Source organism: Actinoplanes sp. NPDC049681 (assembly GCF_044465265.1).
In the GTDB taxonomy this organism is placed as follows: Bacteria; Actinomycetota; Actinomycetes; order Mycobacteriales; family Micromonosporaceae; genus Actinoplanes.
Map to the genome: position 1 here is coordinate 280,429 of NZ_JBITLP010000008.1, position 25,659 is coordinate 306,087.

General features: G+C 73.3%; 16 protein-coding genes. 4 read left to right on the forward strand and 12 right to left on the reverse strand.

Annotated features, from left to right (window positions below):
- Nucleotides 1-49 precede the first annotated feature (49 nt).
- Complete coding sequence (locus ACIBO8_RS28935) at nt 50-1,957, reverse strand: ATP-binding protein (protein ID WP_396118494.1); 1,908 nt, start codon at nt 1,955-1,957, stop codon at nt 50-52.
- A gap of 10 nt (nt 1,958-1,967) precedes the next feature.
- Nucleotides 1,968-3,599, reverse strand: coding sequence for an ATP-binding protein (locus ACIBO8_RS28940; RefSeq protein WP_396118495.1), 1,632 nt, complete (start codon nt 3,597-3,599; stop codon nt 1,968-1,970).
- Between the two features lie 441 nt (nt 3,600-4,040).
- Here ACIBO8_RS28940 and ACIBO8_RS28945 point away from each other — a divergent pair, with 441 nt between their 5' ends.
- Nucleotides 4,041-4,673, forward strand: coding sequence for a DUF6230 family protein (locus tag ACIBO8_RS28945; protein ID WP_396118496.1), 633 nt, complete (start codon nt 4,041-4,043; stop codon nt 4,671-4,673).
- Between the two features lie 86 nt (nt 4,674-4,759).
- Nucleotides 4,760-6,481 (forward strand): DUF6114 domain-containing protein, encoded by a 1,722-nt coding sequence (locus ACIBO8_RS28950; RefSeq protein ID WP_396118497.1) that lies wholly within the window; start codon nt 4,760-4,762, stop codon nt 6,479-6,481.
- Here ACIBO8_RS28950 and ACIBO8_RS28955 read toward each other — a convergent pair.
- From ACIBO8_RS28955 to ACIBO8_RS28975, 5 genes are read right to left on the reverse strand one after another with little or no spacing between them, the layout of a single operon-like run.
- Nucleotides 6,478-6,864, reverse strand: a complete 387-nt coding sequence (locus tag ACIBO8_RS28955) for a DUF1992 domain-containing protein (protein WP_396118498.1) — start codon at nt 6,862-6,864, stop codon at nt 6,478-6,480. The genes ACIBO8_RS28950 and ACIBO8_RS28955 overlap by 4 nt on opposite strands.
- A gap of 10 nt (nt 6,865-6,874) precedes the next feature.
- The gene (locus tag ACIBO8_RS28960; protein WP_396118499.1) at nt 6,875-8,467 is read right to left on the reverse strand and encodes a dipeptide ABC transporter ATP-binding protein; all 1,593 of its coding nucleotides are present in this window, start codon (nt 8,465-8,467) and stop codon (nt 6,875-6,877) included.
- Nucleotides 8,464-9,453, reverse strand: a complete 990-nt coding sequence (locus ACIBO8_RS28965) for an ABC transporter permease (protein ID WP_396118500.1) — start codon at nt 9,451-9,453, stop codon at nt 8,464-8,466. The genes ACIBO8_RS28960 and ACIBO8_RS28965 overlap by 4 nt, the downstream gene beginning before the upstream one ends.
- The gene (locus ACIBO8_RS28970; protein ID WP_396118501.1) at nt 9,450-10,340 is read right to left on the reverse strand and encodes an ABC transporter permease; all 891 of its coding nucleotides are present in this window, start codon (nt 10,338-10,340) and stop codon (nt 9,450-9,452) included. Before ACIBO8_RS28970 ends, ACIBO8_RS28965 begins: the two co-directional genes overlap by 4 nt.
- Entirely contained in the window at nt 10,337-12,040 is a 1,704-nt protein-coding gene (locus tag ACIBO8_RS28975; protein ID WP_396118502.1) for an ABC transporter substrate-binding protein, read from the reverse strand. The genes ACIBO8_RS28970 and ACIBO8_RS28975 overlap by 4 nt, the downstream gene beginning before the upstream one ends.
- A gap of 117 nt (nt 12,041-12,157) precedes the next feature.
- On the opposite strand from ACIBO8_RS28975, the gene ACIBO8_RS28980 reads away from it, so the two are divergent.
- Nucleotides 12,158-13,240: a glutamate-cysteine ligase family protein gene (locus tag ACIBO8_RS28980; protein ID WP_396118503.1), complete on the forward strand. Its 1,083-nt coding sequence runs from the start codon at nt 12,158-12,160 to the stop codon at nt 13,238-13,240.
- Between the two features lie 16 nt (nt 13,241-13,256).
- On the opposite strand, the gene ACIBO8_RS28985 is transcribed toward ACIBO8_RS28980, so the two are convergent.
- Nucleotides 13,257-14,654, reverse strand: coding sequence for a LysM peptidoglycan-binding domain-containing protein (locus ACIBO8_RS28985; protein ID WP_396118504.1), 1,398 nt, complete (start codon nt 14,652-14,654; stop codon nt 13,257-13,259).
- A 220-nt stretch (nt 14,655-14,874) separates the two neighbouring features.
- Between ACIBO8_RS28985 and ACIBO8_RS28990 the strand changes: the two genes are divergently transcribed.
- Nucleotides 14,875-19,203 (forward strand): FtsK/SpoIIIE domain-containing protein, encoded by a 4,329-nt coding sequence (locus ACIBO8_RS28990; RefSeq protein WP_396118505.1) that lies wholly within the window; start codon nt 14,875-14,877, stop codon nt 19,201-19,203.
- Between the two features lie 60 nt (nt 19,204-19,263).
- On the opposite strand, the gene ACIBO8_RS28995 is transcribed toward ACIBO8_RS28990, so the two are convergent.
- The 4 genes from ACIBO8_RS28995 to ACIBO8_RS29010 form a co-directional block, all read right to left on the reverse strand.
- Nucleotides 19,264-19,560: a WXG100 family type VII secretion target gene (locus ACIBO8_RS28995; RefSeq protein ID WP_396118506.1), complete on the reverse strand. Its 297-nt coding sequence runs from the start codon at nt 19,558-19,560 to the stop codon at nt 19,264-19,266.
- Nucleotides 19,561-19,631: 71 nt separating this feature from the next.
- Nucleotides 19,632-20,243 carry a hypothetical protein gene (locus ACIBO8_RS29000; protein WP_396118507.1) on the reverse strand — a complete coding sequence of 204 codons (612 nt, stop codon included), beginning with the start codon at nt 20,241-20,243 and terminating at the stop codon, nt 19,632-19,634.
- Nucleotides 20,240-20,542, reverse strand: coding sequence for a hypothetical protein (locus ACIBO8_RS29005; RefSeq protein WP_396118508.1), 303 nt, complete (start codon nt 20,540-20,542; stop codon nt 20,240-20,242). Before ACIBO8_RS29005 ends, ACIBO8_RS29000 begins: the two co-directional genes overlap by 4 nt.
- Before the next feature lie 2 nt (nt 20,543-20,544).
- Nucleotides 20,545-25,611 (reverse strand): RHS repeat-associated core domain-containing protein, encoded by a 5,067-nt coding sequence (locus tag ACIBO8_RS29010; protein ID WP_396118509.1) that lies wholly within the window; start codon nt 25,609-25,611, stop codon nt 20,545-20,547.
- Nucleotides 25,612-25,659 lie beyond the last annotated feature (48 nt).

The window sequence follows — 25,659 nt, forward strand, 5'->3', positions numbered from 1 at the left end:
GTGCCGGGTTGCAAACCGGTTGCGGGTTCCGGAGCGGCTCGGTTGCGCGTCAGCCGGCCGCGCGCAACGGCAGCCGTACGGTGAAGGTGCTGCCCTGGTCCAGCTTCGAGTCCACCGTGACCGTGCCGCCGTGCTCCGTGACGATGGTACGGACGATCGCCAGCCCCAGCCCGGAGCCCTGCACCGCCCGGTCCATGGCGTTGGCGGCACGGTGGAAGGGCGTGAACAGCCCGGGCACGTCCGCATCCGGGATGCCGATGCCGGTGTCGGTCACCGCCAGGACGGCCGCGTCCTGGTCGGTGTGGACGCGGCAGCTGACGTGGCCGCCCGTACCCGTGAACTTGAGCGCGTTGTCGAGCAGGTTGCGCAGAACGCGTTCGAGCTGGCGGGGGTCGCCGTCGACCGTCACGGCGTCGGTCTCAGCGGTCAGGCCGATCCCGCGGGCCGCCGCGACCGGCGCGAACTCCTTCTGCACGGTCGTCGCCACGGCGGCCAGGTCCACCGGCACGGCGCCGTCGCCCATCGCGTGGTTGGCCCGGTCGAGCAGCAGCAGGTCCGACACCGTCTCGTGAAGCCGGTGGGCGTTGCGCAGGATCGCCGACAGGCCGCGCTGCTGCACCGGGGGCAGATCTCCGGCGTCGCCCTCGGTGAGCATCTCCGCGTAGCCCAGAATGCTGGTCAGCGGCGTCCGCAGCTCGTGGGTGACGGTGGCGACGAAGGCGTCCTTGCGCTCGTCGAGCACCCGCATCTCGCGGATCAGCCGCTCCTGGCGGTAGTTCAGGCGGTGCTGGCGCGCCGCGTGGTCGATCTCGCGGGCCACGGCGGCCAGCAGGCGCCGGTCGTCCTCGGTCCACTCCGGGCGGTCCCGGCGCTGCAGCAGGAGCAGGCCGGGCGGGTGCTCCGCATCGCCGCCCAGCGGTACGGCCAGTGCCCCCTCCAGGCCGGGCACGGTCACGACGGCGCCCGGCTCCCCGGCGAGCACGCCCTCCACCGCCTCCGGCTCCGGCGCCGGCGCGGCATCGGGCCAGCACACGTCGACGGCAACCGCGGACCTGATGCAGATCCGCCCGTGGACGGCGTCCGCGCCGAGCGCCTCGCCGATCAGCCGTGCCGCCCGGCGGGCGCCGACGGCGGCGTCGCTCTCGTCGCGCAGCGCCACAGCGACGGCCTGGCGCAGCTCCGTCCGCACGAGCCGCGCCTGGTCCGCGGCGTGCAGGCGCTGGGTCTCCGAGGCCAGGCGGTTGAGCGTGCCGATGACGGCCCGCATCTCCCCCGGCCCCGACGGGACGGCCCGGGCGGACAGCTCTCCGCGGGCGAGCCGGTCCAGGACCGTCCGCATGTGCTCGAGCGGCGCCAGCAGCGAGCGGCGTCCCCACAGGCCCAGCCCCACCGCCACGGCGAGCAGGGCGGCGCCGAGCCCGGCGAACAGCAGCTGGGCCAGGCCCGACTGGCGGCGGGCGGTGGCGGCGTACGCCCGCTGCTGGTCCTGGAGCGCGGCGTCGACCGCGGCGTTCGCGGTACGCACCCGGTCGAACAGCGCCTTGCCGCGCTCGGTCTGCGAATAGTCCGGATCGGCCACCCCGGCGATGACGATCGGCGTGGCGTACGCGTACAGCCACTGGGCCGCCGCCGCCCGCTCGTCGGTGAGCAGCCGGCGCACCCGGGCGTCGGTGGTCGCGGCCTCCGCCCGGTCGAACGACGTGAAGGCGCCCACCCGGCCGTGCTGGTACGGCTCGAGGAAGGCCTGCACGCCGGTGAGCTGGAAACCGCGTACGCCCGTCTCCGCGTCCGTCAGGTGCTGCAGCACGGCGGTGTTGGCGTCGCGGGCCCGCTCCAGCCGGGCGGTGCGCTCGGCATGCTCGGCGCGGAGCCGGTCCCCGACCACGATCTGGAGGACCACGACGGCCACGAAGAGCGTCACGAGGACGACGAAGGCGGCATTGGCGCGGCGCCGCATGCTGACCACGTCAGGCGCCCGGCAGGGTGAAGGCGATGGTGGTGCCGCCGCCGGGCGTCGCGTCGGCCCAGATCCGGCCGCCGTGGCGCTCGACGATGCGCTGGCAGGTGGACAGGCCGACCCCGTAGCCCGCGCGGGCGCCCGGCTCCACCTGGGCGAACATCTCGAACACCCGGCGCCGTTGCGACTCGGCGATGCCGATCCCGTTGTCCGTGACGGTCACCAGCCAGTCGTCGCCGCGGGGTACGGCGGCCACCTCGATCCGGGCCGGCCGGTCGGGATGGCGGTACTTCACGGCGTTGGCGACGAGGTTCTGCAGCAGCTGGCGCATCAGCGTCGGATCGACGTCCAGGCGCGGGAGGTCGGCGGCCACCGTCACCTCCGCGCCGACATCGGCCACGCTGTCCCGCAGGTCGCTCAGCGCCTGCCCGGCGATCTCCCCGAGATCCGTCTTCTCCCGGCGGCACGGCTCGCTGCCCGCGCGGGCATAGGTCAGCAGCGCGCTGATGAGCCCCTGCATCCGGGCGATCGCCCGGGTCGCCGAGCCCATCCACTTCTGCGCCTGCGGATCCAGGCGGTCGCCGTACTCGTCGGAGAGCAGCTCGAGGTAACCGTTGACGACCGCGAGCGGCGCCGCCAGGTCGTGGCTGACCACCCCGGCGAACTGCTCGAGCTCGAGGTTGGAGCGCTGGAGCTCCGCGATGGTGGCGGCGAGGTCGGTGTGCGCCTGCTCCAGGGCGCGGCGCTGGGCGCGGTCGGCGGTGACGTCCGTCATGGCGACGACGGCACCCAGCGGCGTACCGCCCGGCGAGGTCATCGCCCGGCCGCTCGCGACGACGTGCCGCGGCGGGATGCCGCTCGGCCGGATGATCATTTCGGCACCGTGCACGGACCCGTCCCGCAGCGCGCACAGCAGCGGGATCTCGTCCGCGGGCAGCGGGGTGACCCCGTCGGCACGGAACAGCTGGTAGCGCTCCGGCAGCTCCTCCGGCTCGAGCGAGGCGTCCGCGTCGAGCCCGTGCCAGGCGCGGCCGGCCCGGTTGAACATGCTCAGGTGCCCGGAGGGGTCGGCGGCCACGACCGCCACGTCGATCGTCTCCAGCACCGCGTCGGTGAACTCCTGGCGCGCCTCCGCCTCGGCCAGCAGCCCGGCGTTCACCCGGGCCTGGCGGCGGCGCTCGAACAGCGCCAGGATCACCTGCGCCAGGTCCTTGAGCCGGGCGATCTGCTCCGCGTCGAGCTCCCGGGGCTGCGAATCGAACACGCACAGGGTGCCCAGCGCGTGGCCCTGCGGCGTCACCAGCGGCGCGGAGGCGTAGAAACGCACGTCGGCGAGGAGGCCGGTGACCCAGGGGTTGGCCGCGTACACGGGGTCCAGGCTCGCGTCCCGCACGTAGGTGAACTCGCCCGTCTCGAAGCGGATCGCGCACATGGAGTCGGCGCGAGGCGAGTCGCCCCCTTCGAACCCGGTGGTGGTCAGCTGGCACTGCCGGTTCTCGTCGATGAGGTTCAGCGTCGCCGTCGGCACGCCGGCGACCATGGCCGCCACCCGGACGACGGCCTCGAGCTCGTCGTCGGCGGGCGCGTCGAGCAGGCGGTACTCGTGCAGGGCCGCAAGGCGCTCCCGCTCGTCTCCGCTCACCGGCCGCTGCCCTTTTCTCGCATGGTCCCGACCTGAGGTAATTCGGCACGGATCGCCCCGATCTGAATGGCCGATCTCCGCATGCTCCGTGCACAGACCTGAGAGCTTCCTGAAAGTTGTTACCGATCCGTAATCATCAACTTCTGGATACTTGTGGTGACGGTCACATGTGAGTTTGACGACCGAAGTGTCCAATTGTGATGCATCTTACGGACCCGGACCCCGTCCATGGTCACTCACAGTGATCGATCTCGTTTCGGGAACGTTACCGACGGGTAGCCGACCCCCTTGTCCCGGCCACCGGGTAGACGCAACACTTCCCGCACGTTAAGACGGCCGCATCGATGTGTCTCAGTTCCGGACCCGACCTGGAGTCGACCGCGATGCGAGCCGCATGGCGGTGCGGCCGAGCCGTTCCCCAGTTATGTACGAGGAGGATCCGTGAAGGATGCGCAAGGCGCTCCGGCGTACGGTCGCACGAATTGGCGCCGTTTCGCCGTAGCGGCGGCCGTGCCTGCCGTGGCAGCCGGTGCCTTGGTCTTCGGAATGGCCAACGGGGCGTTCGCCGCTTCGTTCGCCGTCTCCGGTCAATCGTTCAAAATCTCCGCCGACAAGCTCGACGGCACCGGCTTTGCGCAGTACGGCGACTCCGTCAAGAAGGTCGACGGCACGCCCATCCCGGTCGCCATCTCCGGCATCTCCTCGGCGAAGCTTTACAACCTGTGCCAGTCGGTGAAGACTCCGGGCCTGCCCATCACGCTCACCATCCGGGCGGGCCGGGACGAGGAAAAGCCGGCGGCGGCGACCAACCTGTTGATCGGTGTCAGCGAGCTCAGCGGCGACGCGGAGTTCACCGACATCAACATCGGTCAGGACGCCTCCACGCTGGGTCTCGGCGGCAAGGACGCGCACTACCCGGATGCGGGCATGTTCGGCCAGGAGGCCAAGCACGTCACCATCACGGGACTGCGGCAGACCGCGGTCTCCACCTCGGCCGGCACCTTCAAGCTGACCGGGCTCGGCATGAAGGTCAACCTGCCGGGTGCCGACGGCAAGCCGGTGGAGTGTTTCTGACGTAGGACCCGAGGCCCGCGGAATGCACCGTCCGCGGGCCTCACCCATGCCGGGAGCGGCACAGCACCACCTGACTGGAGGAGTACGTGGTAACACCGAACACGTCGGCCGGCGGCGGCTTCCGCCACTGGCGGCGCACCCGGCCGTTCTGGGGCGGGCTGCTGCTCCTGCTCTCGGGGCTGGAGCTGTTCCTCAGCGCCAACCTGACGCTGGGTGACATGGAGGTTCACTTCGGGCCGGAGGGCTTCCTCTCCTACCTGCTGCCCCTGCTGCTCCTGCTCTGCGGCATCCTGACCTGGCTCACGCCGGGCCAGCGCATCTTCTACGGCATCCTCGGCCTGCTCACGGCGGTCTACTCGCTGATCGGGCTGAACTTCGGTGGCTTCCTCCTCGGCATGTTCCTCGGCATTCTCGGCGGCGCCCTGGTGCTCTCCTGGTCCCCGCGCAAGCCGCAACCTCCCGTCGCGATCCCGGACGACGTGGCCGAGCCGCACGACCCGGCCGAGCCCGCCGCCGAGCTGCCGTACGGCGCGCCCCCCGAGGCCACCGCGCCTCTCGAGGCCGCTGCGCCCTACGGCCCGGCACCGTCCGCCGACGACACCGCCGTGCTGCGCCCGTCGAGCCAGTCCGGGATCGTCCCCGGCTTCACCGGGGCCGAGGCCGCCTCGCACGGCGACGACCCGGAGGCACCCCGGCCGCCCTCCGGAGGCGTGCACCGCAAAGCTTTCGTGATCGCCCTCGTGCCGCTGGTGTTCTCCGCCGCCGTGGTGGCGGGGAGCCGGACACCGGCCCGCGCCGACGACGAGTGCCCGGACGGGCTGCCCTCCCGCCCGGCTGCCGCCGCGAAGAAGGAGGCCGCGCGGCAGTCCTCCGCCTCCGTGTCGGCCAAGGCGAAGACGAAGACCGAGACCAAGGCCAAGACGAAGGCCAAGACCACCACGTCGGCCCCCGCCGCCCGCAGAAGTGCCTCTGCCTCGACGCCGGGCAAGAGCTCGCCGGCGAAGGCGGACGAGGCCGAGGAGGGTGACGGGAAAACCGGCAACCCCATCGTCGACGGCTGGAACAGCCTGGTCGACGGCGTCGGTGACCTGCTCGGCATCGGCGACGACGAGTCCGCGAGCGACGAGTCCGCAGCCGCGGGCGACGAGACCGCGAGCCCGTCGGCGAGCCCGTCGACCGGCACCTCCGCCCCGGAGGAGACCACGCCCAGCTCCCCCGCGCCGGCCACCTCCGAGCCGACCGGGCCCGCCACGACCCCCGGCGGGAAGCCCACCCCGGACGGCAGCGCCTCCACCGGCGCTCCGGCGGGCTCGGCGTCGCCGTCCCCGGCGCCGAGCCCGTCGGACATCCCCTGCCTGGGCCCCCGCGTCTTCAAGGTGGCCGGGCCGGACGACGTGCCGACGGTCTCCGTCAACGGCGGCGTCCTCGAGAGCAAGTCGCTGACGATGTACAACTCGACCTACGACGGCGTGGTCGACCTGGACACCGCCCAGGGCACCCTCAAGGCGCTGAAGTTCAGCATGACCAAGTCGGTGACCAAGCCCTTCCGGCTGACCGTGCCGGAGAAGGCCGACGGCCAGGCAACGGTCATCGACAGCAACGAGCTGACGACCGAGGGCAACGTCAAGTTCTACACCCCGAAGTTCCAGGGCAAACTCTTCGGCCTCATCCCGGTCACCTTCACCCCCGAGCAGCCGCCGCCGCTCACCCTGCCGGTGCTGTGGTTCACCGACGTGAAGATCCAGCTGGCGTTCGTGCGCTGCGACACCCTGACGGCCGACCCGCTGAAGCTGACCGAGAAGAGCTAGGCCCGGCGCTGCCGCCAGCCCCGGACCACCTCGTCCGGATCCAGCGGCGGCAGCAGGACGGGCGGCCCGTCGAGCAGCCCCGCGCGTGCCTTGCGCAGCTGCTCGTTCAGGGCCGCGACGTAGGCGCGTACCTCCTGCTCCGTGGTGCGCCGGTCGACGGTCTCCCGGAGGTCCTCCGCCTCGCGGCGCAGCGCCAGCGTCGGCGGCAGGGCCCCGCCGGTCGCACCCTCGCGGCGCAACCAGTCCTTGACCCACCAGTCCTCGTCGTACTCGCGGCCGTGGTCGCTCAAGGGCTTGCCCGCGCCCGGCAGATCGTCGAACTGCCCCTGCTCCTGGGCCTCGCGGATCTTGCGGTCGATGTGCGACTCGTACCAGCTCGCCATGCCGTGAAGTCTAGGCGCCGGCGAGCGCACGCCGCTGGGCCCGGCGGCGGCGCGCTTCCTCCGGGTCGGTGACGGGCACCGCGGCGAGCAGCTCCTTCGTGTACGGGTGTTGCGGGCGCTCGTACACCTCGGCCACGTCGCCGAGCTCGACGATCGTCCCGGCGTGCAGCACCGCCACCCGGTCCGCGACCTGGCGCAGCACGGCCAGGTCGTGCGACACGAAGACCAGGGTGAGCCCGTACTCACGCCGTACGTCCTCCAGCAGGGCGAGCACCTGCGCCTGGGTGGTCACGTCGAGCGAGGACACCGGCTCGTCGCAGACGATGAGCCGTGGACGCGGCGCCAGGGCCCGGGCGATGCCGACGCGCTGACGCATGCCGCCGGAGAGCTCGTGCGGGTAACGGTCGTACGCGCCGGCGGTGAGGCCGACCCGGACCAGCAGGTCCTCGACCCGCGGGCGGGGCACCGCCTCGCCCTGCAGCCGCAGCGGGTCGGCGATGCTCTCCCCCACCGTCCGGCGCGGGTTGAGCGACGACATCGGGTCCTGGAAGACCATCTGCACCGAGCGGCCCCGGCGGCGCGCGACGTCCACGCCGTCGAAGGTGATGCGGCCGGCGCTCGGGCGGATCAGTCCCACCATCATCCGGGCCAGGGTGGTCTTGCCGGTGCCGCTCTCGCCGACGATGCCCAGCGTCTCGCCCTCGCGCACGTCGAGGGTGACGTCGTCGACCGCCCTGAGCGGGTCGGACCGCCGCAGGGATCGCCGGCGCGGCTGCGGGAAGTGCTTGCGGACCCCGGTGAGCCGTAGCAGGGGCGCGCCGTCGATCGTGCGGGCCGGCGCCGGCCGGGGGACGGCCGCCAGCAGGGCCTTCGTGTACGCGGCCCGCGGCGCCGTCAGCACCGTGGCGGTCGGCCCCTCCTCCACCGCGACGCCGTTGCGCATGACGACGACCTCATCCGTGGCGCCCGCCACCACGCCGAGGTCGTGGCTGATCAGCAGCAGTGCCGCGCCGGTGGTGGTGCGTACCTCGTCGAGCAGGTCGAGGATCTGCGCCTGGACCGTCACGTCGAGGGCGGTGGTGGGCTCGTCCGCGACGATCAGCCGGGGACGGCAGGCGATGGCCATCGCGATCAGGGCGCGCTGACGCATGCCGCCGGAGAACTGATGCGGGTACGCCCGCGCCCGCCGCGCCGGGTCCGGGATGTGCACCTGACCGAGCACCTCGACGGCCCGTTCCCGCGCGGCCCGCCGGGTGGCGCCGGTGTGCAGCCGGTACACCTCGGCGATCTGGTCCCCGACCGTGTGGAACGGGCTGAGCGCGGTGAGCGGCTCCTGGAACACCATCGCGATCCCGGCGCCCCGGACCGCCCGCAACCGCTCCTCGCCGGCGGTGGTGAGCTCGGTGTCCCCGAAGGTGATCCGGCCCTCGATCCGGGCGCGGTGGTGCAGGCCGAGCAGGGCCAGGGCGGTGGCGCTCTTGCCCGACCCGGACTCGCCGACGATGCCCAGCGCGCCGCCCGCGGCGAGGTCGAAGGAGAGCCCGTCGACCGCGCGGGTCTCGCCGAAGCTGATGCGCAGGTCGCGCACCGACAGCAGGGTCATCGCAGCTGCACCCTCGGGTCGACGGCGGCGTACAGGAGGTCGGCGACGGCGTTGGCCACGACGACGAGGAAGCCGGTCAGCAGGGTGACCCCGACGACGACCGGCAGGTCGATCTGGTTGACCGCCCCGACGAGCAACTGGCCGACGCCGGGCAGGCCGAACATGGTCTCGGTGAGCACAGCGCTGGCCATGATGGCGGCCAGGTCGATGGCCGTGATGGTCACGAGCGGGACGAGGGCGCCGCGCAGCGCCCGCCGGAGGACGATGCGCCGTTCGCTGAAGCCGTACGCCCGTGCCGTGCGGACGTGGTCCTCCGCGAGGGTCTCCTGCACGCCGGCGCGGGTGAGGCGGGCGTACGCGGCGGACTGGATCACCGCGAGGGCGATCCACGGCAGCAGCAGGTTCTGCGCCCACGCGAGCGGGTCGGTGGTGAACGGCACGTACGCCGGGAACGGCAGCCACTGCAGCTGGACGCAGAAGAGCATGAGCAGGAAGAGGCCGACGAGGAACACCGGAACGGCGTACCCGGTCAGCACCAGGCCGTTGACCAGGCGGTCGAGAACGCGGTAGCGGCGCAGCCCGGAGAGCAGACCGGCGCCGATGCCGACGGTCAGGGAGAGCACCTCGGCGCCGAGCGCGAGCGACGCGGAGACCGGCAGCCGGTCGGCGAGCAGCGCGGTGACGGGCTGATCGGTCTCGAAGGAATAGCCGAGGCAGGGTGCCGGGCAGTGCCGCACGTCCGGCCCGGCGGGATAGTCCCGTCCCAGGAAGATGCCCTGGAGGAACTCGCGGTACTGGGTGGCGACCGAGTGGTCGAGGCCCATCGCAGCGCGCACCTGCGCGAGGCGTTCCGGCGTGCAGCCCTTGCCGCAGGTGAGCACGGCCGGATCCTGCGGGGCGAGGTAGAAGAGCCCGTACACGATGATCGACAGTCCGAGCAGGACGAGGATCGCGCCGCCGGCCCGGCGCAGCAGGTAGCCGATCATCGGAGCACCTCGCTCTGCCGCGGGTCGAGCACGCGACGCACGCCGTTGGCCACCAGGACGAAGGCCAGCAGGGTGAGGAAGAGCAGACCACCCGGGATCATCACGTACGCCGGGTCGGCGCGGAACCAGGTCGTGGCGCCGGACAGCATCTGGCCCCAGGACGGGGTGGGCGGGCGTACGCCGACGCCGAGGAACGACAGGCCGGCCTCGGTGATCATGTTCGCCGGCAGCACCAGGGCGGCGTACGTGAGCACGGGCGCGGCCAGCCCCGGCAGGATCTCCCGGCGCGCGACCCGCAGTGGGCCCGCCCCCGAGACCCGCGCGGCGGCCACGTAGTCACGGGTCTTGAGCGACAGCGTCTCGCCACGGGTGATGCGGGAGGTCCCGCCCCAGCCGAGCACGGCGATCACGACGGCCAGCAGCGCCGGCCGGGGCCAGGTCTGCGGCACGACGGCCAGCAGCGCGATGGCGAGGACCAGGCTCGGGAAGGCGAGGACCAGGTCGGCGAGGCGGCTCAGGGCGGCGTCCGCCCACCGGCCACCCAGGCCGGCGGCCACGCCCACGCCGACGCCGAGGAGCAGCTGCAGGAGCAGGGCGGAGCCGGCGACACCGAGGGAGACGCGGGCGCCGTACACGACGCGGGCGAACAGGTCGCGGCCCGTGCCGGGTTCGACGCCGAGCCAGTGCTCGCCGCTCATCCCGCCGAACCGGCCGGTCGGCACGCCGCCGCGGGCCGAGTCGAGCAGGTCGTTGTGGAACGTCGTCGGGTCCTGCCCGGCCAGGGCGGCAAGCAGCGGCGCGGCGAGGGCGACCAGCACCATGACCGCGGCGACGACCGCGCCGGTGAGGAAGGCGCGGTCGTCGAGCAGGCGGCGCGCGACGGTCACTTGACCGAGACCCGGGCCAGGTCGTAGGTCCCCCGCCAGCCGTCCGGCACGGCGTTCTTCACGTTCTTGCCGTAGAGGTAGACGTCCTTCTCGTGGGTGAGCGGGATGACGAGGGCGAGCTTGCCGAGCCGGGCGTCCAGGGCGCCCCAGCGCCGCGCGGCCGCGGCCGGATCGGTCAGGGCGTTGATGGCATCGATCTCGGCGTTGACGCCCGGGTCGTCGTACTGGGCGAGGTTGAAGTTGCCGCCGGCGGTGACGATCTGGCGGCCGTCGAAGATCGGGATGAGGAACGGGCCGCCGGAGGGCCAGTCGGCGCCCCAGCTCTGCAGCGACAGCGCCGGCTGGGTGGCCGGCTTGCCGGTGACGTCGCGGTAGGTGGCGCTGTCGATGGCGTTCAGGGTCACGGTCACGCCGGCCTGCTTGAACGCCTCCTGCACCGCGGCGGCGACCTTCGGGCCGAGGCCCAGCGCGTCGTCGTTCTCGTGGGCGAGCTCGATGGTGAGGTTGCTCTGCCCGGCGGCGGCGAGCAGTTCCCTCGCCTTGGCCGGGTCGCCCGTGTCACCCGCCGGGAAGTAGTCGTACGGCTGGTAGCCGAGCGCCGCCTGCGGGGGCAGGAAGGTGGTCGAGGCGCCGGCGACCGCGCTGCCGCCGAGCGCGTTCACGACCGAGGTGCGGTTGATCGCGTACGAGAGGGCCTGGCGCACCCGCGCGTCGTCGAACGGCTTCTTCCTGGTGTTGAACGCCAGGTACGTCGTCGACGGGAATTCACCGCGCGCGACCCGCTTGTCCAGTGCGGATCCGGAGCCGAGCTGCGCCAGTTGCTCGGGCCCGACGACCGCGTCCGTGGTGACCGCGTCGGCGTCCTGCCCGGCGCCCGTGGTGAGGCGCTGGTTGATGACGGCGGCGTCGAGGCCCGCGGTCACGTCGATCTTGTCGGGGCAGGCGTAGCGGAGGGTGTCCGAGGACCGCGTCCAGTGCGGGTTGCGTACCAGGGACAGCGACTTCTTCTGCTCGTACGAGGAGACCATGTACGGTCCGGACGAGATCGGATGCCTCTCGTAGCCGACGCCCTTGTCCTTGTCCTTGGGCACCGGCGCGAACTGGGTCGCCGTGGCGAGGAACGGGAAGTCTCCCTCGGGCTTGCGCAGCTTGAAGACGATCGTGCGGTCGTCCGGCGTCTCGATGGCCTCGAGTCCGTCGGGCTGCTGGTAAGGCCCCCGGTATCCGGCCCCGCCGACGAGCCAGTCCCGCAGGTACGGTGCGCCGCCGGGCAGCTCGGGCGCGAACGAGCGCTCGATGCCGTACTTGACGTCCGCGGCGGTGATCGGCGTCCCGTCCTCGAAGAAGATGTCGTCACGCAGCTTGTACGTCCACGTGCGGGCGCCGTCGGAGGGGGTGCCGAGGTCGGTCGCTAGGTCGGGCGCGGGTTTGGTGCCGGCCTCGCCGGGCTGCCGGTTGCGGGTGGTCAGCGTGCGGAACAGCAGCGAGGGGATGTTGCCGCCGCCGGAGGTGTAGAGGCGCGCCGGATCCAGGTGCGTGATGCCGCCCTGGTTCAGCACGGAGAGCGTGCCGCCCTGGCAGGTCGCCGGGTCGAACGCGGCGGACGACGAGCCGCCCCCACCGGCGTCCTGGCAGGCCACCAGGCCTCCGGCCAGCAGTGTCGCGGCAACGGTCACGGGCACGGATCTGCGGATGCGCATGGCACACCCTATCTATTTGCGCAGTAGGGGATGCAAGTCGTTCGATACCTCGTGACCCGGCCCACAAATTCTATCGGTAAGGTAGGATGGTGACCCGCATCGACCAGGGAGCGCGGCATGATTTCGCTGACCGAACGATCCGCCGAGCTGCTCATCACCGACACCGCCTTCACCCCGGCCCGCCCGGGCCTCGTCGGCGCCGCCGTGGACCTGCTGCTGTCCCGTCCCGGCCTGCCGGGCTCGCTGACCGGCTCACTGGTCCGCGACAGACCGCGCCTGCGGCACGGCTTCCTCACCGCCCGCTCACCCCGGGTCGCGGTGGTCAGCGGCCCGCCGTCACCGGGCATCGACTCCGCGATCGCCCGCCTCGCCGAGGACCTGCCCATGCCGCTGCCCCTCATCGGCGGGCATGACGTCGCCGTCCTCGAGGAGGCGTCCGACGATGTGGACCCTGCGGTCGCCGGTCCGTCACCGGCCTGGGCCACCGCCGGCATCCGGATCGGCCTCGAGGCGGGGCTCGACGAGGACGGGCTGCTCGGGCTGCGCCGGCGCTGGGCCCTGGCGCACGCTCTCGCCCCGGTCCTGGCGGGCGCCTTCGCCAACTCGCCGCTGCGGCACGGCCGGCCGACCGGCTGGCGAAGCAACCGCCAGGCCCTGCGGCGCCTGCGCCCCTGCACCGCCGATCCCCGCGCGGACTGGACCGCCCTGGTGCTGGACGCACCCGTGGTGAACACGGGCCGCACCTTCCGGGACTGGACCCGCTCGGGGCCCGGCGACCGGCCGATGCTCGCCGACCTCGCCCGTCATCTGGGCACCGTACGGCCACCGGTCGCCGCGCGCCGCCACCTCGAGCTCGACGTGGCGGACCGGCAGCCGGGCGCGGGCTGGCGGATCCCCGTCGCCGTAACGGCCGCACTCATGGACGACCCGCGCGCGGCGGTGCAGGTCCTGACCGCCACCGAACCACTTCGGACGGTCCCCGGTCTGTGGGAACGCGCGGCCCGCTCCGGCCTGTCGGATCCGCAGCTCGGCGCCGCGGCGAAGGCGTGCTTCCTGGCGGCGTACGAGGCGCTGGCCCGTCAGGGGGTGTCCCGGGAACTGCGGGATGCGGTCGCCGCGTTCATCGACCGCTACGTGATGCGCGGCCGCTGCCCGGCCGACGACGTCCTCGACCGCGCCACCGCCCCGCACCACCTCTGAGGCGCGGGCCTCGCCGTCACCGGGACCGGGACGGACCGGCGTTCACCGGGGCATGGACGACCATGCCCACCGCTCCGGTGTCCAGCCTCCCGTCGGCGTGCAGCCGGAAGCTCCACCGGGCTTCCGGCACGGCTCCCAGCACGACCACTGCCCAGCGCGACTCGGGGCTCGCGATCAGCGCCTTCAGGACCGCGGCGTCCCGGCCGGACGGCGGGGCGGCGAGGAACAGAACACCCGCGGCGCCCTCCGTGCCGGCCGAGACCTCGTCGAGCGCGGCACGCACGCCGTCGGCGAACAGGATGCCCCCGTCGCCGTCCGACGGCGCGCCGCCCAGGCCGGCGACGATGACGCGGACGCCGGCGGACCAGGAGTTCGTGGCCAGCTCTGCGGCCCACGTCAGGGCGAGGACGCGCACGGCATCCTTCTCGCCCTTCTCCGCGTCGATCGCGATGAGTCCGTGGCACTGACCCAGATCGAGCAGCACGCGGGTCTGATCGGCCGACCCGAGCGTGACGAGGCGCAGGCTCGGCACCGGGACGGCGACGTCGACCGGGGCCGCCTGCAGGTCGAGCAGAGGCGATTCCCACGTCCGGCCGTTGTCGGCGGCCACCCAAGGGGCCGGCGCCCGGTCGTCCGGCACGGCCAGCCGGAGAGCCATCCGGTCGGCGGTCACCATGAGGGCGTAAAGCTGCGGCAGCGGGCGCCCCGCCTGGTGACACGCAGTGGCCACGACACGGAGTGCGCGATCCACGGTCCAGCCGGCCGCGGCGTCCACCCGATCCAGAATCGCCGAGGACTGCGAGCGGTCCCCCCTGCGCTGCGCCGGGACGGCCGGCTTCGCCCGCGGAAGGGTGGCGGCCGCGGGTGCTTCAGCGGGCGCCGACCGCGCCGCCTCCGCCGTCGCCGCTCGGCGACGCCGGCGCAGCAGCACGGCGGCGACCACCGCGGCGGCCAGCAGCAGGCCACCCGCCACGAGCACCAGCACCAGCCGGAGACCCGGGCCGCTGTCCGGCCGCACCTTCGCCGGCGCGACGCCGGCGGTCGGCACGCCACCGGCCGGCGGCACGGCAGCGTCGCCGCCCGGGGTAGCGGCCGGGCCCGAAGACGGGGCGGTCACGGCCGGCAGCGGCCCGGTCACGACGCCGTCGCCCTTGGCGTCCGCCGGCAGCCGGAGGATCCAGCCGGTATCGAGCTCCCCCGGGTCCGTCACCCGGCCACCGTCCGGCTGCAGCCGTCCCTTGTTCAGCTTGAAGATCTCGCGGTACCGCTCACCGTCGCCGAGGAAGCGCTCGGCGATCTCGTACAGGAATTCCGGCTCGCCGCGATACTCCGAGCGCACCACGTAGTACTTCACCGGCTCGGACGGGGCGTGAGCGGCTGCCGGACCGCCCAGGGCCATCGCCAGAGCGAGCACGGCGAGCACCCACACCCACGCCGTCCGCCCGGGTGGGACGGTCCGCGGCGGTGCGGGTGGTACCGATAGCGCTCGACGTGGCATGGCGATCCCCGGGGACGGTCCGACGAATCCGAATAGATTACGCAATGTGCTCGGCTAGCATCGTCCGGGCCCGCCCGGAACCGGCTCCCGCACGGTCCCGTGTGGACCCTGCCGGCCCGCAGCCACCGGAGAAGATGTGCGATTTTTCCTGACTGTCGTCGATCCCCGTACCCGGGACAGCACCGACGTCCTGGTGACGGCGGACGCCGGGAACCGGATCGGCGAGCTGGCTCAGGAGCTGCAAGCACTGCTTCGTGACGCCGCCGAGCGCACCGCCGCCACCCTCTACGTGAACGGCAGGCCGGTGGATGCCGGCCTCACCCTGGCCGAGTCGCCGCTGCGGGAGGGCGCCGTCGTCGGCCTCGGCGGACCGGCCGGCGAACCGGACGCCGGACCGGCGGGGCTGCTCGAGGTACGGGTGACGGGCGGGCCGGCGATCGGCTCGGTGCGTACGGTCGGTGCCGGCGCCGGTGCTCTCGGTTCGGGCGCCGACTGCTGGGTCGCCGTCGCCGGAGTGCCCGAGGTGGCCGCCCAGCTGACCGTCGACCTGAACGGGCGCTGCTGGATCGAGCCTGCACCCGGCGTCACCGTGCACCTCGAGGACGAGCCCGTCGGCGCACGTGTCCCGTGGCAGCCGGGCGACCAGATCGGCATCGGGTCCACGCTGCTGGAGCTCGCCGATTACTCGCTGCCCGATGCGGCACTGCAGATGTCCCCGGACAGCGTCGCCGTGGACTACAACCGTCCGCCCCGCATCCTGCCCGTGGCCCGGCAGACCCGGTTCCGGCTGCCCGCCCCGCCGCCGTCGCCCGTGCGATCCCCGCTGCCCTGGCTGATGGCCCTGCTGCCGCTCGTCGGGGCGCTCGCCCTGGTCCTCATCACCGGCAACCCCGGCATGCTGTTCCTCGCCCTGCTCAGTCCGTTGTCGATGATCGGCAATCACCTGATGAACCGCCGTCAGGGCCGTCGCTCCCACGCCCAGCAGATGCGGGAATACCGCTCGCGCCGCGAGGGCGTCGAGGCCGCCGTCCGCGAGGCGGTGCGGCTGGAACGGCGGGAACGGCGGCGGCGGCATCCCGACCCGGCGGCGGTGCGGGGCATCGCACTGGGTCCCCGGCACCGCCTGTGGGAACGGCGTCGGCGCGACGACGACTACCTGGTGCTGCGGATGGGCGCCGGCGCGCTGCCGTCCGAGGTCGTCGTGGAGGATCCCGAACGGGAGGAGCACCGGCGTACGACCCACTGGAGCCTCGGCGACGTACCGGTGACGGTGCCGTTGCGGGAACGTGGGGTGGCCGGAATCGCCGGGGCGGAAGGCAGCGCGCAAGCCCTGGGCCGGTGGGCAGTGATCCAGGCGGCGGTCCTGCACAGCCCGGCCGACCTGCAGATCGTGGTGCTCACGGAGCCGGCCGCCCGGGACCGCTGGGACTGGGTACGGTGGTTGCCCCACGCCCGCCCCACGGAGGGTTCGGGCCCGGCGGTGCTCATCGGGACCGACGCCGATTCCGTCGGCCGGCGCGTCGCCGAGCTGCTGGAGCTGGCCGCGCACCGGGCGAGCGTCCGTACCGCGGCCGGCGAGGTGACCGCCGGTGACCCGGACGTGCTCGTGGTCCTGGACGGCTCCCGCCGGTTGCGCTCGCTCCCGGGCGTCGTGCAGCTGCTGCGTACCGGTCCCCCCGCCGGCATCTACGCCCTGTGCCTGGACGACGACCGGCGTCTGCTGCCGGCCGAGTGCCAGGCGGTGGTCGAGGACACCGGCGCGGGGCTGCGGGTGACCCAGGCCGGCGCGGACGAGGTCAGCGACGTCCGCGCCGACCTCCTCGACGCCGCCTGGTGCGGCCGGGTGGCCCGGGCGCTGGCACCCCTGCGCGACGTGAGCGACGACGAGGACGCCGTGCTGCCGTCGTCCAGCCGGCTGCTGACCGTGCTGGCCCTCGAGCCGCCCGGGGCCGGGGCGATCCTGGCGCGGTGGCGGCTGGGCGGACGCAGCACCGTGGCGATGGTCGGCGAGTCCTACGACGGCCCGTTCGAGATCGACCTGCGCCGCGACGGCCCGCACGGCCTGATCGCCGGCACCACCGGCGCCGGCAAGTCGGAGCTGCTGCAGACCGTGGTGGCGGCGCTGGCCGTGGCGAACCGGCCGGACGCCATGACGTTCGTCCTGGTGGACTACAAGGGCGGCAGCGCCTTCGGCGACTGCGTCCGGCTCCCCCACACCGTCGGCATGGTCACCGACCTCGACGAGCACCTGGTCCGCCGGGCACTGGAGTCGCTCGGCGCCGAGCTGCGCCGGCGCGAACACCTGCTGGCCGGCGCGGGCGCCAAGGACATCGACGACTACGTGCGCGCGGCGGATCGGCACCCCGGCCGCCCGCCCCTGCCCCGGCTGCTCATCGTCATCGACGAGTTCGCCTCGATGGTCCGCGACCTGCCCGACTTCGTCACCGGGCTGGTCAACATCGCCCAGCGCGGCCGGTCCCTCGGCATCCACCTGCTGCTGGCGACGCAACGGCCGGGCGGCGTCGTCTCGCCGGAGATCCGCGCCAACACCAACCTGCGGATCGCGCTGCGGGTCACCGACACGGCCGAGAGCCAGGACGTGATCGACGCCCCGGACGCGGCACGGATCTCCAAGAGCACGCCGGGCCGGGCGTACGTCCGGCTGGGTCACGCCTCCCTCGTCCCGTTCCAGACCGCCCGCGTCGGGGGCCGGCGTGCCGGGCAGCACGTGGCCAAACTGCCGGCGCCGGCGGTACGACCGCTCGGCTGGACCGACCTGGGCCGGACGATCGCCGCCGAGCCGACCGCCGTGCGCGACGACCGTGACGACGTCACCGACCTTCAGGTCCTGGTGGAGGAGATTCGCGCGGCTGCGACGGCCGCCGGGGTGCCGCCGCAGCACAGCCCGTGGCTGCCGGCGCTGCCCACGATCACGACCCTGGACGAGCTGGAAGCCGGTTCCGGCGCCCCGTACGGCCTCGACGACCTGCCCGCCCAGCAGTCGCGGCACACCGCCGTCGTGGAGCTGGAGCGGTTCGGACACCTGGTCGTCGCGGGCGCACCGCGGACCGGGCGCTCGCAGCTGCTGCGGACGATCGCCGGCTCGCTCGCGCGGACGTACTCCACCGCCGACCTGCACCTGTACGGCCTGGACTGCGGCAACGGCACCCTGCTGGCTGCGGCCGAACTGCCCCACTGCGGCGCGGTGGTCACGCGCGTCCAGGTCGAGCGCGCCGTGCGGCTGATCCGCCGGCTCGACGAGGAGCTGCGCCGCCGGCAGGCCGTGCTCGCCGCGGGAGGCTTCGCCAGCGTCACCGAGCAACGCGCGGCCGCGCCGGCGGAACGGCGGCTGGCCCACGTCGTCCTGCTGCTGGACAGCTGGGAAGGGTTCCTCGCCTCGCTGGGCGAGCTCGACGCCGGGGCGCTCACCGATGACATCTTCCGGTTCCTGCGCGAGGGCGCCAGCAGCGGCGTCCACCTGATCGTCTCCGGCGACCGGTCGGTGCTCACCGGCCGCATCGCCACCCTGACCGAGGAGAAGCTCGTGCTGCGCATGCCGGATCCGGGCGACATGTCCCTGGCCGGCATCTCGCCTCGCGGCGTGCCGCCGCAGATGCCTCCGGGGCGTGCGTTGTGGTCGGGATCCGGCGTGGAGACGCAGATCGCCCTGCTGCCCGGGGCGCCGAGCGGACCGGCGCAGGCCGCTGCGCTGAGCGAGATCGGGCGCCGGGCACGCGAAAGGGACGCCGGGGTCCCGGCCGCGGCACGGCCGTTCCGGCTCGGTGAGCTGCCTGCCCGGATCCCGTACGCCGAGGCCGCGGCACTGTGCACCCCGGACGCCGGCCCGGGCTGGGTGCTGGCCGGCGTGGGCGGTGACCAGCTCGCCGCGTACGGGCCGGACCTCGCCGAGGGCGTACCGGCGTTCGCGATCGGCGGACCGCCGAGGTCCGGGCGCAGCACGGCGCTGTCCACGATGGTGCGCTACGCCCTCGACGCGGGGCAGCAGGCGATCCTGCTCACGCCGCGCAGCTCGCCGTTGCGTGACGTCGCGGGCCATCCCGGGGTGATCGCATCGTTCACCGGACCCGACGTCGGCGCCGCGGAGTTCGCGGCAGCCCTGGACAAGGTGGCGGGGCGCGCGCTGATCGCCGTCGACGACGCCGGGGCGCTGCGGGACGCCGAGGCCGGCGCGGACCTGCGGGCCGTCCTGCGCGGCGGGGAACGGCACGGGCTGGCGATCGTGTACGCGGGGGATCCGGAGGACCTGAGCGCCGGTTTCACCGGGTGGCTCGTGGATGCCCGCAAGGCCCGCCGGGGAGCGCTGCTGTCCCCGCAGAACCGCACCGACGGTGACCTGGTCGGCGCGCGGCTGCCCCGCACCGCCGTGGGCCGGCCGGTCCAGCCGGGGCGGGCACTGCTGTACCTGGGCGACGGCGAGCCCGTCGTGGTCCAGGTGCCGTGCTGACCCGCGGGCCCGGGCCGGGCCGGCGCTCCCGCCGTCCGGCCCGGCGACCCGGGCGGCTGCCTACTTGGAGATGGACTTCGCCAGTTCCTCGTCGGCCTGCTTGAAGGCGTCGGCAGCGGCGGTGAGGTACTTGCCCATGCCCTCCAGCCCCTCGGCCATCTTGGTGGCGCCCTGGTTGAACTCGTCGTAGGACTGCTCGAACTGCTTGCTGGACGAGTCCGTCACGTAACCGCCGTTGACCAGATCGTTCACCATCCGGCGCAGCTCGTTCAGCTTGTCCAGGACCTCGTCCTTGCCGCGGACGAGCCGGTTGGCGGCGTCGCGCATGTCCTGATAGGTGACGTTGACGTTTGCCATGGCGGCATATCCCTTCGTGGTTCTCCGGTGCGAAGCGGATCTTCACACCGGGGTGCGGGGGCCGGCGTCGGTCAGGAGCCGGCGGGGACGAACCGGAACGTGCCGGTGACCGCGTCGAAGAGATCCAGCAGATCCTCCGCCAGCGGCAGGATCGGCGAGCTCGCGGTGATCACGGCGATCCGGTCGGGGTCCGGGCCCGGGAACGGGACGAAGGTCTGCATCATCACCGACCTGATCCATCCCTCGCCCTCGGGAAGGACGACGTCCTCGACGCCGCGGGTACGCGCGACGCCGCCGATCTCCGGCAGCTCCGCCTGCACCACCTCGCGCCAGGGGGCGTCGGCGCCCGTACGCGCCAGCGGCCGCAGCTGCGCGGTCACCGCCGACGCGTCGGTGTCATTGCCCGGGGGCCGCACAATGCTCACCGTGACGCTCGCTGTCAGCAGGGCCTCGTCGAAGCCCTGCACCATCGCGCCGCAGTAGGCGGCGCCGTTCGCATACGCGGTGCGGGCGACGCCGCGCAGCGCCCGGGTCAGCGCCGCGCGATGCGGCAGGAGCTCCGGAACCTCCCGGACCCGCCCGTTCACCAGCGCACTGATCGCGGTGTTGCGGGTGTCGGGGTGCACGTCAATCTCGAACCAGGAGTCGGGAACGGTGATCGCGAAGCCGGCGGGACCGGTCATGCCCGCACCTGCTCCCGCAGCTCCGCGGCCAGCTCGTCGTCGACCTTGCGCAGGTTCTCCACCGCCTGCCGGGAGATCTTGACCAGCCGCTCGCAGTTCTTGTCCACCCGCGAGCGGCCGTCGCTCCAGTGCGACTCGAAGTGGTCCAGCGCACCGTCGACGTCGTCACCGCCGAGGTCACCGGCGAACTGCAGCATCCACCGGTTGGCGCCGTGCAGGCCGTCACGGATGCGCTCCAGCGTGCCGGCGAAGTCCTCCAGGCCGCCGAGATCGACCTTCAACTGGTCGGTTGATCCCATCTCTACCCCCAGATCGTTCCGGCCGGCGTGGTGAAGACCCCGGTAACCGTGTCCATCGTGGTGCCTCGCGGGGGCAGGGCGGGCAACGGCGCCTGACCCTGGCCCAGCAGCCTTGCGTTGATGTCGTTCAGCTCCGCCGGGGTGAGGGGCCGCCCGTCCCGCAGGTACTGCGCATCCATCCGGACGAAGTCCCGGATCGTCTTCTCCCCCACGTCGGGCGAGCCCGGGAACTTGGGTGCGTCGCTGACGGCCACCTTGTACTCGATGGCGAAATCACCGTCGATCTTGTAGACGGACTTCAGGTTGCGGAACCGGACGAGCGCGTCCTTGAGCGGCTTCTCGAAGAGGTCCTCGTACCTGCCGTTGGCCGTGTGGGTGAGCGGCGTGAGGTTGTCCGTCACGCCGTGGCCGCCGAGATTGTCGTTGAGCAGATGTCCCTTGACCCAGCCGTCGTCCTGACGGCCGGCCTGGTGCAGGGCCTGCCGCACGCCGGGCGTGCGCTCGCTGTTGTTGAGCCACTCGACCGACCAGGCCTGACCGCCTCTCGGGCTGGTGCCCTGGACCGGCGCCTTGAGGATCCCGGACTGCGGCAGCGGGGCGTCGAAGTCGGCCTTCGGGTAGAGGCGGGGCTCCTTGCCCAGGGCCCTCCGGATATTGATCATCGTCCGTTTGTCGGGCACCAGCTTTCGCAGCTGTTTCGCGGGCTTCGAGATGCCGCCGGCCGGGCCGGACGAGGAGCCGCCGGCCCGCTTGCGCGTGTTGATCAGCTTGCGGAGCTCCCGGTCGTCGTCGGCGGCCCGGAGGATCTTGTCGTTGGCCCTGCGGGCAGCCGCCCGGCACGAGGCCAGGCCGAGGGGGTCGATCTCGAGCAGGGGGTTGTCCACGTACCGGACGGGGCTGGGGCCGGCGCCCAGGCCGAGCGGGTCGGGGCTGACGTACCGGCCGGTGCGCGGATCGTAGTAGCGGTGCAGGTTGTAGTGCAGGCCGCTCTCGGGATCGGCGTGCTGGCCCGGGAAGCGCAGCGACGTACCGGCCGCGGGAGCGTGCTCCTGGCCCCACAGCCCCGCCGCGGAACGCCAGCTCACCGTGCCGTCCGCGTCGACCAGGTCGGTGGGGGCACCGTTCGGGTCGCAGACGGCCAGCCGCAGCCGGCCGTCCAGCTGCAGCAGCGGCCGGAGCCCGTCCAGATCGTGCTGCCAGGTGGTGACCTGACCGGCGGAGTCCGACTCCTCGACGATCGTCGGGCCGTCCCAGCTCACGTCCACCTGCGCGGCCGCGGGACCGTCGAGCGGTGCGCCGGCCGGGGCGCCGGCCAGCCGCTGCTTGGCGATGCGCCGCCCGAGCGCGTCGTACCGGTAGCGCCACCGACCGCCGTCCGGGGTGACGACACCCTGCAGCTGACCGTCGGCGTTCCAGCGGTACGTCCAGATCCGCAGACCGCCGTGGCCGTCCGGCTCCTGGCGGCGGATCAGCCTCCCCGCTCGGTCGTAGCGGTACGCGACGTCGCCGGCCCGGGTCAGCTCCGTGCCCTCGTACGCGCGGGCCTCCCCCGACGCCTCGACGGGCTCCCCCGCGACGTCGTAGCGATAGCTCTCGTGGCGGCCGGGACCGTCCACATGGGTGACGCGTCCCTCGTCGTCGAGCCGGAACGCGGTGGCGCCGTCCCGGCTGTCCGTCACCGTGGTCAGCAAGCCGTCGGCCCGGTACCCGAAGGTGCGGCGCACCTCCAGCCCGGAGACGCCGGTCACCCGCTGCGCGGCGAGCCGGTCGCCGGCGTCGAACTCGCGGGTGACGGTCACCGACTCGCCGAGTCGTTCGGTCCGGCGCAGGCCGCGGGCGTCGTGCGTGAACGTCAGGCGGTGGCCGGCCATGCTGAGGGCGATCGGGAGGCCCGCGGCGTCGAAGTCCCACCGTGTGCACACCCCGGACGGCGTCCGGCGGACGACCGACGCGGTCGCGTCGTCGTACGCGAACGTGACGGTCCGGTCGCCGACGGACTCGGCGGTGACCCGCCCGAAGAAGTCGCGCTCGACGGTCACGACGGCGTCGGGGCTGGTGGCGGCGACGAGCCGGCCCACGGGGTCGTACCGGAACGTCGCCGACCGCTCGTCCTCCGCGGCGGTGGCGCGCCGGTGGACGAGGTTGCCGAGCACGTCGTACTCGAACTCGGTGGTCTCCCCGGCGGCGTTGACGGTGCGGAGCAGCTGCCCGGCCGCATCGTGGGTGTAGCGGCGGACCCGGCCGTCGAAGTCGACCTCCTCCACCAGCCGCCCGGCCGGGTCGTAGCGGTAGTGCCACTGCAGGCCGGCCGGATCGGTGACGCGGGTCAGCCGCAGCTCGGTGTCGTACTCGTAGGTGGTACGGGCGCCGGACGGGGTCACGGTCGCCACGGGCAGGTCGAACGGTCCGTACTCGGTGCGGGTGGTGCGGCCCTGCGCGTCGGTGTGGGCGACCTCGTTCCCCTCGGCGTCGTACCGCCATTCCTGACGCCCGCTGGCCGGTTCCTCCCGCCAGGCGGGCTCGCCGTCGGGCGTCCAGCCGCACGAGACCTGCCGGCCCGCGGTATCGCCGACGACGGCGGGCCGGCCGAGCGGGTCGGCAGCCACGATCGCCACGTCCGGGTCGCGGCCACCGACGGGCATCGGCAACGGTACGGCGGCAGCCACAGCGCCCGGTTCGTCGGCACCGGCGGAATCCTGCGACGCCGTCCGGAAGTCGTACGGTTGCCCGCCGGTCAGCTGCCGGTGGCCGAGCAGCACGCCGACGCCGAGCGGTTCCGTGAGCGGGTCGGGCGACTCGGCCGGCTCGTAGTACCGCCGCCACAGCCGGCCGTCCTGCTCGACCACGACGGCCGTGACCAGGCCGTCCTCGTACACGATCTCGCAGAGGCTGCCGTCCGGGCGCACCACGGTGTCGAGCACGCCGTCCGCGTCGTAGCGGAACCGGGTGGTCCGGCCGAGCGGATCCGTGCGCGACAGCAGGCGGTGCTGCGGGTCCCACTCGCGGTAGGTGATGCCGCCGAGCGGATCCGTCTCGGCCACCACCTGCAGATCCTCGTTGAGGTCGAAGACGGTGGTGTGGCCGAGGGAGTCCGTGGCACGAGTGCGGCGCTGCGCGCTGTCGTACGCGAACCGGTACGTGAAGTAGCCGTCGCGGCCTTCGCCGAGCACGCACCGGCCCTGCTCGTCGTACGTGTAGCGGTACCACATGCCGTTGCGGTCCTGCCACCGCGTCAGCCGGCCCTCGTCGTCGTACCCGAAGTGCATCGGCCGCCCGGAGGAGTTGACGACCCGGACCAGGTGGCCGTCCGCGTACTCGAAGGTCCTCAGAAGTACGGGCGAGCCGCCGCCGGCCGGGACCAGATGCAGGGCCGTCACCCGCCCGTCCTCGGTGGTCACCTCGACGCGCCGGCCATCGCCGTGCCGCACCTCCCGGGGAGCGCCCCGGTCGTCGCGCACGATCTCGATCAGGTTGCCCTCCCGGTCGGCGATCGCGACGAGCGGCGCGAAGGCGACCGGGGCGTCGGCCGGGCCGGGCAACAGCTCCGCGGGCAGCGCCGGGGTGACCCCCGGCTCCCCGCGCTCGGGTTCTTCGGCCCGGGGGGCGTCGAAGAGCAGGGTCAGACCCGCGGCGGTGTCGGTGACGACGAAGCCCGCGCCGGCGCGGCGCAGCGGCAGGCCACGGCCGTGCCGCGGGAGGACCGGGACGTCGTCACCGGGCACCGGGTACGTCAGCAGGGTGCCGTCCGCGGCCAGCAGGTGCACACCGCCCGGCTCCACCGCGATGCTCTGGTCCAGCGTGGACGCCCAGGACGCCCCGAACCACCGGCCGGCACGGTAGTCGGAGCGGTGCGTACGCTCCAGCAGCAGCGGCGGCGCACCCGGCAGGTCGACGTCGATCTCGGTGAGGAACACCCGCCCGGTGCTGATGTCTACCGGATCGCCGCAGGCCGGTATCTCGGGAGCGCGCTTCGAGGTGCGCAACGGCAGCTCGTTGATCCTGGTGGTCAGCCGGTTGAGCCCGGACTTCACCACGTCGACGGTGCCGCGTGCGGCCTTGGTGACCGTGGTCGCCAGGCCACGGACGGTGTTGCGCATGGACGTCAGCGCGGCCTTCGCGATCTCCCGGAGCCCGCCGGCCTTGTAGAGGGCGGACAGCCGCGAGAGCGAGGTGAGGCCGCGAACGCCCGGGATGATCCCGAGCACGCCGAAGACCAGGTCCAGGATGCTGCCTCTGCCCTGCGCGAAGTCGACTATCGCCTTGACCAGCAGCACGGCGCCGGCTGCGACGGCCACCCAGGCGAGCGGACCGCCGATGATCATGGCGATGACGCCGGCCACGAGGGCGACCCACTTGGCCACCTCGCAGACGATCTCCCAGAGCTTCTTCAGGGCGTCGCCGAGCTTCTGCCAGAAGGAGCGGGGCTGGATGCCGGCATCGGAGGCCGCGTCGATCTCCCGCCGGCACTCGCGGGCGGCGCCGTCGCGCAGCTGCCGGGCCTGTTCGGCGAGCGACTTCGCGGCGTTCAGCGCCTGCTCGGCGGAGGCGGCCCGGCCTTGGACGTCGGACAGCCGCTGCTGGGCCGCCGCGGCGTCGCGCAGCGCCTGCTGGACCTGCCCCGGGTCGGGGTCGGTGTGCTGCTGCAGGGACTCCGCCTGCCGCGCGACCGCCTCGACGTCGCCCTGCGCCATCTGGAGCTGCCCGGTGAGGCCACCCAGCTGTTCCCGGGCCGCGCGCCCGTCCGCCAGGGCCCGGTCCGCCATGGACTGCGCGGACTGGAGCTTGGGGGCGAAGGCGTGCAGCGCGTCGCCGACCATGCGGTGGGAGGTGTACAGCTTGCGCAGCTGGTCGGGGAACTCGCCGAACTGCTCGCGGAACGCGTCGCCGGACTGCCCGATCCAGGTGAGCACGGCACCGTCGCCCTGCAGCGACTCGACGGCACGCTGCGCGCGGTGCGCCTCGTCGGCGAAGGTCAGGAAACGGTCGCCCACCGTGACGAGATTGTCCGGGGCGCCTGGGGTGGGATCCCCGTCGAAGTCCAGCACCCACCAGTCACCCGGCCGCGCCATCCAGGCACTCCCACCGTTCGTCAGGGGCGCGAACGCCCTCCGGAGCCG